The sequence below is a fragment of the Dickeya sp. NCPPB 3274 genome, from assembly GCF_000406205.1.
In the GTDB taxonomy this organism is placed as follows: Bacteria; Pseudomonadota; Gammaproteobacteria; order Enterobacterales; family Enterobacteriaceae; genus Dickeya; species Dickeya fangzhongdai.
Genome location: NZ_CM001979.1, coordinates 1,120,296 through 1,132,980 on the forward strand (window position 1 = coordinate 1,120,296; position 12,685 = coordinate 1,132,980).

The 12,685-nt window shown below is 58.0% G+C and carries 10 protein-coding genes; 7 read left to right on the forward strand and 3 right to left on the reverse strand.

What is annotated here, in order from left to right; genetic code table 11:
• Nucleotides 1-244 precede the first annotated feature (244 nt).
• Nucleotides 245-1,192, forward strand: a complete 948-nt coding sequence (locus DXX3274_RS05810) for a LysR family transcriptional regulator (protein ID WP_042859035.1) — start codon at nt 245-247, stop codon at nt 1,190-1,192.
• A 7-nt stretch (nt 1,193-1,199) separates the two neighbouring features.
• On the opposite strand, the gene DXX3274_RS05815 is transcribed toward DXX3274_RS05810, so the two are convergent.
• Both DXX3274_RS05815 and DXX3274_RS05820 read right to left on the reverse strand, forming a co-directional pair.
• Nucleotides 1,200-1,856: an HAD family phosphatase gene (locus tag DXX3274_RS05815; RefSeq protein WP_042859036.1), complete on the reverse strand. Its 657-nt coding sequence runs from the start codon at nt 1,854-1,856 to the stop codon at nt 1,200-1,202.
• 172 nt (nt 1,857-2,028) lie between these two features.
• Nucleotides 2,029-3,168 (reverse strand): alpha/beta fold hydrolase, encoded by a 1,140-nt coding sequence (locus DXX3274_RS05820; RefSeq protein ID WP_042861914.1) that lies wholly within the window; start codon nt 3,166-3,168, stop codon nt 2,029-2,031.
• Between the two features lie 442 nt (nt 3,169-3,610).
• On the opposite strand from DXX3274_RS05820, the gene DXX3274_RS05825 reads away from it, so the two are divergent.
• From DXX3274_RS05825 to DXX3274_RS05850, 6 genes are all read left to right on the forward strand, one after another.
• A complete protein-coding gene (locus DXX3274_RS05825; protein WP_042859037.1) occupies nt 3,611-4,711 on the forward strand; it encodes a methionine synthase in 1,101 nt (366 codons plus the stop codon).
• A gap of 100 nt (nt 4,712-4,811) precedes the next feature.
• Nucleotides 4,812-6,488: a multidrug ABC transporter permease/ATP-binding protein gene (locus DXX3274_RS05830; protein ID WP_042859038.1), complete on the forward strand. Its 1,677-nt coding sequence runs from the start codon at nt 4,812-4,814 to the stop codon at nt 6,486-6,488.
• A 181-nt stretch (nt 6,489-6,669) separates the two neighbouring features.
• Nucleotides 6,670-7,716 (forward strand): asparaginase, encoded by a 1,047-nt coding sequence (locus tag DXX3274_RS05835; RefSeq protein ID WP_042859039.1) that lies wholly within the window; start codon nt 6,670-6,672, stop codon nt 7,714-7,716.
• 301 nt (nt 7,717-8,017) lie between these two features.
• Complete coding sequence (gene aroL, locus DXX3274_RS05840; RefSeq protein ID WP_042859040.1) at nt 8,018-8,539, forward strand: shikimate kinase AroL; 522 nt, start codon at nt 8,018-8,020, stop codon at nt 8,537-8,539.
• 36 nt (nt 8,540-8,575) lie between these two features.
• Nucleotides 8,576-8,860, forward strand: a complete 285-nt coding sequence (gene ppnP, locus DXX3274_RS05845; protein WP_012770784.1) for a pyrimidine/purine nucleoside phosphorylase — start codon at nt 8,576-8,578, stop codon at nt 8,858-8,860.
• Between the two features lie 609 nt (nt 8,861-9,469).
• A complete protein-coding gene (locus DXX3274_RS05850; RefSeq protein ID WP_042861916.1) occupies nt 9,470-11,260 on the forward strand; it encodes a methyl-accepting chemotaxis protein in 1,791 nt (596 codons plus the stop codon).
• Between the two features lie 407 nt (nt 11,261-11,667).
• Here DXX3274_RS05850 and rdgC read toward each other — a convergent pair whose 3' ends face one another.
• Nucleotides 11,668-12,579: a recombination-associated protein RdgC gene (gene rdgC / locus DXX3274_RS05855; RefSeq protein WP_039691541.1), complete on the reverse strand. Its 912-nt coding sequence runs from the start codon at nt 12,577-12,579 to the stop codon at nt 11,668-11,670.
• Nucleotides 12,580-12,685: the final 106 nt, after the last annotated feature.

The window sequence follows — 12,685 nt, forward strand, 5'->3', positions numbered from 1 at the left end:
AGTCACTTACTTGAGTAAGCTCCTGGGGATTCACTCGGTTGCCGTGTTACAAGGCTCAAATGAGCCTTGCCCTGAAGGGCCAACGCTTCGCGTTGTTCAAAACGCAAAACGTTTTGTCCTGCAACTCGAATATTTAGGGTATAAATCATCGCCAGCATTGCCACAATAATAATAATTGCAAGCAAGCTTTGCTTTTAATATAAAGCTTGCTTGCACAAAAACGAGGCAGGCGGAGGGCGATGCGATGCATAGTAATGAAATCAGGTATTTTCTGGCGGTCGCCAATACCGGCTCCCTGAGCGCCGCCAGCCAGCAGCTGTTTGTGGCGGTGTCGGCCATCAGCCGACAGATCCACAAACTGGAAGAACGCATCGGCGCGCCGCTGTTTGAACGCCATGCCCGGGGCATGGTGTTGACCGACGCCGGGCAAATTCTGGAAAACCACGTGCGTAAAAGCATGATGGACATGGAGTACGCTATTGCCGAGATTCAGGGACTGAAGGCGGTGCGGCGAACGTTTGTGCGGGTCGCCTGTACTGACGGCATGGCGTTTGATCTGCTGCCGGGGCTGTTTGCCCGTTTCCGGCAGGACAACCCGGCCGTGACGTTCTTCCTGCAGGTCGGCACCGCGATACAGGTGTCGGAAATGGTGCGCAACGGCGAATGCGATGTGGCGTTTCAGTTCAGCCTGTCGCCGGAGCGCGGCGTCGAAGTGATGGCGTCTTACCCGGCGCCGGTGCTGCTGCTGATGCGGCCGGATCACCCGCTGGCGAACAAAGCGGTCCAACTGGCGGATTTGCACGGGTTTCCGCTGGTGCTGCCGCAGCAGGGCACCACCATTCGCCAATTGTTCGATCTCTCCTGCCGGATGAGCGGCACCTTTCTGGAACCGGCGCTCAGTTGCAACAACTTCTCCGCGCTTTACTACTTCATGCAACAGACGCCGGATGCCGTCACCGCCTGCAGCCATTTTTCGGTGCTGTACCGGGCGCGGGAGGACGGTTTGCTGCTCAAACCGGTACGCAGCGAACCGTTGACCCAGCGCAGCCTGCAGGTGCAGACGCTGGCGGGTAAGCATCGTTCCGCCGCGTTAAGCCATTTCATCACCTTTATCATCGACGAGCTGGATCGTGAGCACGCGCGTCTGGCGGCGGATATCGGGCTGACGCCGATACGTTCCGTTAGCCGATAAACGCCGGCTAACGCTGCCAGCGGCAGATGCGCCAGCCTTTCTCCTGCGCCAGCGCCGCCAGTTCAGGCGCCGGGTTGATGGCGTAAGCCTGATCGACGAATTCCAGCATCGCCTGGTCGTTGAGCGAATCGCTGTAGCCGTGCAACTGGTCGAATGGTTCGCCATCGCGGTGCGCCAGCCATTCGCGTATGCGGATCACTTTTCCGTGCTGATACGTCGGCATGCCGTAGATGTCGCCGGTGAAACGCCCGTCTTCCAGCGTAACGCCGATCGCCAGCGCGTGATCGGCCCCCAGATGGTGGGCGATGGGTTGTACCAGATGCTCGCCGCTGGCGGAAATAATGATCAGGGTATCGCCGCGCTGACGGTGCCAGTCCATGCGCTCGCGCGCCGCCGGGTAGAGCCGCGGCAGGATGTCGCGCCGGATAAAGCGGTCCACCCAGCCGGAGACTGTTTCGGCGCTCAGGCCAATCAGCGGCGACAGCGAAAGATACATGTAATCTTCGATCGCCAATGTGCCCTGATAGTAACGCTGCATCAGGTGTTGTTCCTGCTGTAGCAGTTCCTTGCCGGCAAATCCCTGCGATTCCAGCCAGCGCAGCCACAAGCCGGTGCTATCGGCGCAGATCAGGGTTTCGTCCAGATCAAACAGGGCTAAATCCATCGGGGGCCTCCGGAAGTGAAAAACAGTTAATTTAGAAAAAGTAATTTAAAAACAAATAATTGAAAAAAAGTAAGTGAAAAACAGGTATCAGGCGGTCGGTTCGCGGCGGATGGTGCGTCGGGCGCAGCGTCGCCGACGCACCAGTGTATTGGTCAATGATGACAGTCGCGCGTCAGCGCAGTTGTGTCTGGTCAGACGCCGCCAGAACCTCCCGCATGATACCGTTCTGCCAGTCAAAATAGGGGTTGAAGGTTAGCCGCACATAGGTTTTACCCGCTTCCTGATAGCCCCAGTCGGAATACCAGAACCGGCTGCGATCGCGGCATTGGTCGGCAGCAACAGACGTAGGACCATTGTTGCAGAGTATCACCGAGCCGTTGCTGCCATACAGCGGGTTATCCGGCGAGAACAGCACCGACATGTGTGAGAACTGGCTGATGCGCCAATCCGGCAGACGATCGTCGCGTATCTGTTCCCGACTGGTTATGGCGTTGTCCGGCTGACCGTACCAGATCAGACGGCTGGCGGGGTGGGTGAAGTGGGTGCGGAAAAGCTGTCGCAGGTAGGGGGTATCCAGCACCGAGTCGTGTTCGGCAACCACCATCAGCACCGGGCGGTCGTAATCATGGCGCCACAGCAGGCGGCGCACCGCCAGGCTGGAGAGATAGTACTGGGCCAAGCCGTTGGTGGGCACCCGCAGGTAGCGCGTCGTCAGTTGCGCGGGCGCTCCCGGTCGCGGCGTGCGCAACCACTCCCGAAACGGGGCAATCAGCGGCGTCAGGAAGTCAAAGGTTTCATTAGAGCGGATAGCGGGGGAAAACAGCGCCAGCCCGCGGATCTCAGGATGTTCCAGCGCATACTCCAGCGCCAGATTAGCGCCGGTGGAGAACCCGCCCAGATACACTTCATCCACATCACGTTGCAACAGTCTGGCCTGCTCGGCGACCACCCGTCGCCAGTCGTCGAGCGACACCGGGATCATATCTTCCGGCCGTGTGCCATGTCCGGCCAGTAGCACCGTGCGAACAAGGTATCCTTGCCGCGCCAACTCCGGGGCGACATCGCTGAAGGTGCCGGGCGCATCGCCCAGTCCGTGTACCAGCAGGATGCCTTTACGGGGGGAGTCCGCCGGGCGGATTTCCTGCGGCGTGTTCCAGAGCAGCTCCTGCCCGAGATCGTCGGACTGAAACGCCCGATGTTGCCGTACCCACTGTTCGGTTTGCTGTTGGTAAGCATCGAAAGAAGGCTGCCCCAGCGGGGGAAGCGCGGTACGACCACAAGCGGCAAGCAGCGGCAGCGTGATTGCCAGCATCAGCGCCAGCGTTCTTGCCGTTAACAACCGGCGCGAGACAGAGAGGATCGTATATTCCATAAAGCCATCCTTGCGAGTAAGCGCGCACAATAACAAGACGGTATGACGGGTGGATTGACGGAAACCATCCGTTGAATCATAACGATAGCGGCCGGTAGGGACAATTTTCCTTTGCATGAAAAAGCGATGCCGGAAAAACGGCGATAGCAGGCAAATACGCTATCGCGGAATGGGCTAAATGGATAGCAATGAAATAATTAAATTTTGTTATTTGTCGATGAGGAGGAATCGGTGCGACAATCATCGCCCCGTCGATTGACATCGGTGAACGGATCAGTGACAGTCCGCCGCCTGGACGATAACCCGAGTAAACAGACGCGCATTGAAGCGCCGACACTGCCGTTGAAACAACCGTGTCGTGTAAACCAAAAGGACGCGTGAAATGCGCACAGTGAAAAAACCTTATCCGCCGTTTCACGCCGAGCATGTAGGCAGTTTTTTATTGCCGCGCCGTCTGAAGCAGGCCCGGCAGGCATGGCGGCAAGGTCTCATAACCCACGATCGGCTAACGGAAATCGAAAACGAAGAAGTGCTGAATGTGGTCGAGCGCCAGAAAGCTTGCGGCCTGAGCGCGATTACCGACGGCGAACTGCGTATTCGCGACGGTATCACCGATTTCTTCTCCTGTCTGACGGGCATTGCCGTTGATGACACGGCCCTGCCGGACGGCGATACGCCTTGCCGGTTGCGGGTGGTGGGCAAACTCGATTTTGACGACGCACACCCTTTTCTGACCCACTATCGCTTTTTGCATCAGGCGGTGGGCGACGACGGGGAAATTCTGGCGAAACAGACGCTTCCCAGCCCAAATATGCTGATGTATCCGGCTATCCGCAACAATGACGTTTACCCGTCGCTGGACGCGTTTTGCGATGATCTGGTCGCGGTGTACCGCAAAGTGATCCAGGCGTTTTACCGTCAGGGGTGCCGCTATCTCCAACTGGATGACCTGTTCTGGGCGCGCCTGTGCGACGGTCAGGTGATGGACAGGGAAAACGCGGCCGGGTTCGAATGGCGCGATCTGCTGGAGCGTTGCACCCGTACTCTGAATCAGGCGCTGGCGCAACGCCCGCCGGATATGTTCATCAGCCTGCATATGTGCTGCCGGCGTTTTTCTCCCAACTGGGTTTATGGCTGTGGGCGTGAAGTGATGGGGCATGCGATGGCGAATCTGGCGGTGGACAGCCTGTTCATCGAATACGATGACCGGCGTCCGGTCGGGCTGGAGCCGTTGCGTCAGGTGAGTTGTCAGAAAGTGGTGCTGGGCGTGGTGGATTCCTGCAGCGCGGCGCTGGAAACGCTGGATTCGGTCAAGATGGCGATCAATACCGCCTCGCTGTATGTGCCGCTGCAGCAACTGGCTATCAGCCCAAAATGCGGTTTTGGGCACTGCGACAAAGATGCCCTCACGGAAGAACAACAGTGGGCCAAACTGCGGCATATGGTGAGCGTTGCCCGCGAGATCTGGACGCTGCCGGAGTAAGACGCTGAAAGACGGCGTAATTCATGGTGAGAATAATTCTTGATATCGCTTCGGGGCTGACTAAACTGGCTGCGCTCGTTGTTACAGAAAAGCGGATATTATGGAGTTACTTCACCTTGTCTACCGGCAGTATCGCTGGCCGTTCCTGACCGTTATCTTTCTTAGCCTCGCCAGCGCGGCGCTGGGGATTGGCCTGATCGCCTTCATTAACCAGCAACTGATTGAGACCGTTCGCCCGACGCTACAAGTATTGCCGGGGTTCATCGGCTTGCTGATATTGCTGATGGCGGTGACGCTGGCTTCGCAACTGGCGTTGACCGTGCTGGGCCACCATTTCGTCTGCCGCCTGCGCGGGCAACTGATCAAACGTATTCTCGACACCGGGCTGGAGCGGCTGCGCCAGATTGGCCCCGCGCAGTTGCAGGCCAGCCTTGCCAGCGATATCCGCACCATCACGCTGGCGTTTGTGCGCCTGCCGGAACTGGTGCAGGGCATCATTCTGACCTTCGGCTGCGCTGCCTATCTGGCCTGGCTGTCTCCCCGCATGATGCTGGTGACGACGCTGTGGGTGGCGGTCACCATCTGGGGCGGCTACTGGCTGGTTTCCCGCGTGTACCGTCATTTCAATCAGGTGCGCGAAGAAGAGGACCGGTTGCATGAGGATTACCAGCGGGTGATCGACGGTTGCAAAGAGTTGTCGCTGAATCGTGACCGGGCGCGCCAGCTGTATGAGCAGGATTATCAGCGCCATGCCGACGACTACCGTCACCATATTATCCGGGCGGATACCTACCACCTGAGCGCCATCAACTGGTCGAACATCATGATGCTGGGCGCGATCGGTGCGGTGTTCTTTATGGCCAACAGTCTGGGCTGGGCCGATAACGCGGTAGCCGCTACCTATTCCCTGATTCTGTTGTTTTTGCGCACGCCGCTGTTGCAGGCGGTAGGCGCGTTTCCTACGCTGGTCAGCGCCCAGGTGGCGTTTGACAAGCTGCGCCAGTTGAAGTTGGTCGATTATCAGCCGGGGTTTTCGTCGGTATCCGCCCCCCGCCAGTGGCAAACCCTGACGCTGCGCGATGTCTGCTTTCGCTATGACGACGGCGGGTTTGAGGTCGGGCCGATCAATCTCACGCTGCGGCGCGGCGAGCTGGTGTTCCTGATCGGCGGCAACGGCAGCGGCAAGTCAACGCTGGCGATGCTGCTGACCGGGCTATACACGCCGATGTCGGGCGAGCTGATGCTGGATAACCGGCCGGTGCCGCTGGCGCAGTATCAGACGCTGTTTTCGGCGGTGTTTACCGATTTCCACCTGTTTGAGCGCCTGATGGGGCCGCAGGGCGGTGCTCCGGACACATCGCTGGTATCCGACTGGCTCGATCGGCTCAATATGCGCCAGAAACTGCATATCACGGAGCAGCGCATCCTGAATCTGTCGCTCTCGCAGGGGCAGCGCAAGCGGGTGGCGCTGCTGCTGGCGGTAGCGGAGCAGCGCGATATCCTGCTGCTGGATGAGTGGGCCGCCGATCAGGACCCGCAATTCCGCCGGGTGTTTTATCAGGTGCTATTGCCGCAACTGCGCTCGGCAGGAAAAACCGTTATCGCCATCAGCCATGACGACCACTATTTCGAACAGGCGGACCGGCTGCTGGAAATGCGCGCCGGCACGCTGGTGGAACTGGTTGGCGACGCCCGCCGCGAGGCCAGCCGCGATGCGGTTGCCCGCATCAGCCTCGCTGAAGAGGATGCCGCTGAAAATAGGCCGCTTATTCAGTGATCTGGCTCTCCTGTTGGTCATCAGACGCTATACAGCCTTTGGGGGGCGCTGCAACATAAGCGCCGATGCCAGCCTTCCGGCTGGCAGATAAGGAGTTTTTCGATAAAAAAACGATCGGCTGATGCCGGTTTTCGGGCGGGAACAGCCCGATCGTCCTCTGACCCATTAAAGAGAATCTGTTATGGAACGATGGTTTAAATCTCTGTTTATTCTTGTTTTCTTCTTTGTTTTTACGGCCAACTCGGCAGATAAGCTGCCAAATATCGTCATCCTGGCAACCGGCGGTACTATTGCCGGCTCGGCGGCGACGGGTACCCAGACCACCGGTTACAAGGCGGGCGCGCTTGGCGTGGATACGCTGATCAACGCCGTGCCTGATGTGAAAAAACTGGCTAACGTGAAAGGCGAGCAATTCGCCAACATGGCCAGCGAAAACATGACCGGCGATGTGGTGTTGAAACTGAGCCAACGGGTGAACGCGCTGCTGGCGCGTGACGATGTGGACGGCGTGGTGATTACCCACGGTACCGACACGCTGGAGGAGTCGGCTTATTTCCTCCATCTGACGGTGAAAAGCGACAAACCGGTGGTGTTTGCGGCGGCGATGCGTCCGGCTACGGCCATCAGCGCCGACGGTCCGATGAACCTGCTGGAAGCGGTCCGCGTGGCGAGCGACAAACAGTCTCGCGGCCGCGGCGTGCTGGTGGTGCTCAATGATCGTATCGGTTCCGCCCGTTATATCACCAAGAGCAACGCCTCGACGCTGGACAGTTTCCGGGCGAATGAAGAAGGTTATCTGGGAGTCGTGATCGGCAACCATATCTACTACCAGAACCGTCTCGACAAACTGCATACCAACCGCTCGGTGTTCGATGTGCGCGGCCTGACCTCGCTGCCGAAAGTCGATATTCTTTATGGCTATCAGGATGACCCGGAATACCTGTACGACGCCGCCATCAGCCACGGCGTGAAAGGCATTGTCTATGCCGGTATGGGCGCGGGTTCGGTATCGGTGCGCGGCATCGCCGGGATGCGCAAGGCGCAGGATAAAGGCGTGGTGGTGATGCGCTCCTCCCGCACCGGCAACGGCATCGTGCCGCCGGATGAGGCGCTGCCGGGTCTGGTCGCGGATTCTCTTAACCCGGCCCATGCCCGTATCCTGTTGATGCTGGCATTGACCCGTACCAGCGATCCGGCGGTGATCCAGGACTATTTCCACACCTATTGAGCGGCGCTTTTGCCGTACCAACAGGCCGCCGACCGGCGGCCTGACTGTTTGTCATGCGGCCGGCGGCATAACGCCGGTTTTTACGGCGTAACTTGCCATATTTGGTAAGCATTATGGCGTGTTGTGCTGAATTTAAACGGAAAGCTGGCGTGAAGTGGCTTTCCCCATGCCGGGGCAGCGCGGAGGCTTTCTTAATGAGGATTATTGCCTGTATGATTCTGCTCTTGGTACGACAGGCGCCGGCTGGCAGCAGTCCTCGCTGCGGCTGGCAGGCCTGAGAAAAATAAGGACTGGTCGTGACATGACACAACCCATTTTTATGGTCGGTGCCAGAGGGTGCGGAAAAACCACGGTTGGCGGTGAGCTGGCGCGGTCGCTTGGCTATGAGTTTGTCGATACGGACATTTTTATGCAGCATACCAGCGGCCTGACCGTGGCGGATGTGGTCGCCGCTGAAGGGTGGCCGGGATTTCGCCGCCGGGAAAGCGATGCATTGCACGCGGTAACGGCGCCGAGCCGGATTGTAGCGACCGGCGGCGGTATGGTGCTGCTGGAACAGAATCGTCAGTTTATGCGTACGCAGGGGATCGTAATCTACCTGCACGCGCCGGCACAGGCGCTGGCGCAGCGGCTGCAGGCCAGTCCGCAGGCGCATCAGCGACCGACGCTGACCGGTCGGCCGATAGCCGAAGAGATGGAAGCGGTGCTCAGGGAGCGCGAGGCGCTGTATCAGGATGTGGCGCACTATGTGGTGGACGCCACCCGGGCGCCGGCCGTGATTGTTTCGGAACTGGTGCAGACGCTGCGTCTGCCGGCGGCCTGACGGTCAATCGATTTTTTAACAGAAAGGTTGGGCATTATGCTGAATGTAAATGAGTATTTTGAAGGGAAAGTAAAATCCATCGGTTTTGACGGCAGCCGCATCGGCCGCGCCAGCGTCGGGGTGATGGAAGCCGGCGAATATACCTTTGGCACCGGGCAAGCGGAAGAAATGACGGTAGTCAGCGGCGCGCTGAACGTGCTGCTGCCGGGTGCGCAGGAATGGCAACTGTTTGAAGCCGGTGCGGTTTTCAACGTGCCGGAAAAAAGCGAGTTCAAACTGAAGGTGTCTGAACCGTCGTCCTATCTGTGCCGTTATCTCTGATTCCAGTCATCTTTTCCTTTCGTGATAATCGGCTGTCGATGATATCGACAGCCGTTTTCTGATATTACCTTACGCTCCCAGCTTATCCATGCCGCAGTGCCATCTGTTTGTCATCCTGCCGCCATATGATGGTCGAAACGTTTTGCTATTCCATTTTATATACCCGTCATACTTCAAGTTGCAGGTGTGTTGGCTGCGCTCATTCACCCGAATCACTTACCTGAGTAAGCTCATCGGGATTCACTCACTTGCCGCCTTCCTGCAACTCGAATTATTTTGGGTATAGTGATAATGACGTTTGGTAATTATCTGGCGAAACGATGGTGATTTGAAAATATATATTTAAATATATTATTGATTTGTTATTAATTGCGGAATTCATATTGTTTTCTTATATAAAAAATTTCAGATAAATCTGTAAATCTGATAGCGGCCATTGTATTTTCCTGTGAGAGGGCCCTTCTGTTGGTTGCGGTGTCGTTAGTCCGTGTGATTGAGAGGAGATACTTCTGCAAACAGTTTCACTTTCTCGAATGGAATGCCTCGTAACTGATGAGGCGATCGTTGTGGTTATCTAAAAAAAAGCATTTCAATAATTACGTGGTCACTATGCTTAAAACTACTCGCGCTCGTATTCTGGCCGTGTGCACGGCTATCATTGTGGTTGCTCTGGTAATTAATACTTCTTTGAATTACCGGGTGACTGATAAATATAACGATGAATCCATCAACAACCTGCTTACCGCCGTGACCGCTGGCCACAGCCTGGCCATCAGCGACTGGGTAGCCGCTAAAAAACAAATCATTACGTCGCTCAATAACGTGGTGCTGACCAACGATGATCCGATTCCGGTGTTCAAACAGATGACGGCGGCGGGCAGCTTCATCAACGTGTATATGGGTTATGCCAACCACACCGCTAAATTTGCCGATCCCGGCGGTATTCCGGCCAATTATGATCCCACCGTCCGCCCTTGGTACCAGCAGGCGGTGAGGGAAGGTAAAGCCATCGCGACCGCGCCGTATCTGGATATGGCGACCAATACCATTGTGGTGTCGTTTGTGGCGCCGGTGCTGGACGGCGGCAACGTCAAGGGCGTGCTGGGTAGCGACGTGACCATGGACAGCGTCATCGCCAACGTCAAAGCCATCCATCCGACACCCGCCAGCTACGGCATTCTGATTCAGGCCGATGGCACCATCATCGCCCATCCGGATGCCAAACTGACGCTGAAAAAATTGACCGAGATCGCCCCGCAGGTGAACCTGGGGCAGGTGCTGAAATCCGACCGCCCGGTGCAGTTGAGCATCAGCGGGCGCGACATGCTGGTAAGAACTCAGCCGGTAGCCGGCACCGATTGGTATGTGCTGGTCGCGCTGGACAAGGCGGAAGCCACAGCCGGTATGGGTTCGCTGCTGTGGACGTCGGTGATCGCGTTGGTGATCATCAGCGTTCTTGGTTCGGTGGTGGTGGGCGTGCTGATCAACGCCTCGCTCAAACGTCTGCTGCAGATTCGTGATGCGATGGACGACATCAGCCACGGCACCAACGACCTGACCCTGCGTCTGCCGGACGACGGTCATGATGAAGTGGCGCAGATCGCCCGCTCGTTCAACACCTTTGTCGACAAACTCAGCATGATCATGCTGCAGATTCGCGATATCAGCGCATCGCTGCAAACCGCGACCGACGAAGTGGCGACCGGCAACAACGATCTGGCGTCCCGCACCGAAGCGGCGGCGGCCAGCCTGCAGCAAACCGCCGCAGCGCTGGAGCAGATTTCCGCCACCGTTACCCAGTCGGCCGGTTCCGCCCAGCAGGTGAACGATCGTACCCGCTCGCTGGCGAACGATGCCAGCGCCGGCGGCAAAGTGGTGGCCGAGGTCGTCGACACTATGCAGGAAATCGAGGTGGCTTCCGGCAAGATCGGCGATATTATCGGCGTAATCGACGGCATCGCCTTCCAGACCAATATCCTGGCGCTGAACGCCGCGGTGGAAGCCGCACGCGCCGGCGAACAAGGCCGCGGGTTCGCGGTAGTGGCGGGAGAAGTGCGTTCGCTGGCGCAGCGTAGCGCGCAGGCGGCGAAAGAGATCAAGGCGCTGATCGAGTCCACCGTAGAGAGCGTGAATACCGGTTCGCGGCAGGTGCGTCAGGCCGGCAACACCATGACCGAAATTGTCGACGGCGTGTCTTCCGTGAGTACGGTGATGTCGGAAATCACCCATGCGTCAGGAGAACAGATGCGTGGGATTCAGGAGATCAACAAAGCGGTGGCGCAGCTGGATTCAATGGTGCAGCAGAACGCGGCGATGGTGCAGGAAGCGGCGTCCGCCTTCGCCTCGCTGCAATCGCAGTCTGAAGAACTGCACTCCTCGATCAGTCACTTCAAGCTGTAACACGACAGGGTGCTGTCCGGCACCCTATGATTGCCGACAAACCTTGTGGCTACAGATAATGGGGTTTACGGCGTCAAAAACTGCGCTGAGGTGGGCGACTTCGCCGGGTGAGCGACAGGACGTCGCGAAAGCCCGTGCCGCTCCGGGAGAGCGTCACGGGCGGCCCGAACAGCGAAGGCGAACGCCGAAGGAACCGCGCAGCGGCGCAGTTTAGCCTTTAGCCAGTGGTCAAGGAGAGGCGGCGTCTGAGCCTCTTCTTGTCGTGCGTGCGATGAAATAGACAAGGAAACTACATCATTTATCCCGCACGAAATCACTCACTGGTCGGACAGACATCACCATCCGCAAAACAACCCGGCTGATTTGTCTACAGCCCAACGCGCTGATTTATCAGCACTCTGGTGTGATTACCGCTGCGCCTCGCCCCCCAACGCTTCCGTCAGGTTGGCGATCAATGCCGCCACTTCACCGGTCATCAGCGTAAAGTCGGCGTCAAACCGCTGAGCCACGTCTTCCCGGTCGATATCGTCGTTCTGCTCGCGCAGGGTATCGGCGAATTTCAGACGCTTGAGCGAACCGTCGTCCGCCAGCACCAGCTGGATGCGCTCCTGCCAGTCCAGCGCCAGTTTGGTCACCACTTTGCCCGCTTCGATGTGGGTGGCGATTTCATCGCTGACCAGTTCCTGCTTCTTGCAGCGAATGACGCCGCCGTCTTCCAGCACCGCTTTCAGCTCGGCTTCGTCCTGCAGCGTGAAACCGGCGGGCGTCTGGCCGGAACGGACCCACTCGGTCAGCGTCAGCTCGATCGGGTTTTCCATGGTCAGCGGCACCACCGGCAGCGACCCCAGCGTTTTACGCAGCAGCGCCAGCGTATCCTCGGCTTTCTTGGCGCTGGCGGCATCCACCATGATCAGGTGATTGACGGTGTCGATCCACAGCGAAATCTGGCTAAAACGGCTGAACGCGCGGGGCAACAGGCTGTGCAGCACGTCGTCTTTCAGCGCGTCCTTTTCGGTTTTCTTCAGTTTGCGGTGCTGTTCGCCTTCCAGCTTGTCGATCCGGGCTTGCAGCGCCTGCTTGATGACCGGCGCAGGCAGGATCTTCTCTTCTTTGCGGGCGCAGATCAGAATCTGACCGTTGACCACGTGGGTCAGGGCATCGCCGTGCGGCCCCATCGGCGAGACCCAGCCGGTTTTGGCCAGATCCTGACTGCCGCAGGGGGTAAAGGCGAAGGAGGCCAGCTGTGTCTCCATGGCGTCCGCAGAAAGGCTGATATCGCGGCTCAGGCGATAAATCATCAAATTTTTAAACCACAGCATTTTTCTTCCCAGACTGGCGCGTCGCTGGCGCGGCTCCACGTGATAACGTGGGGCGAGTATCAGGACGCAGGGGTTATTCGCAGCGGGCATGATAACGAATTGTGGT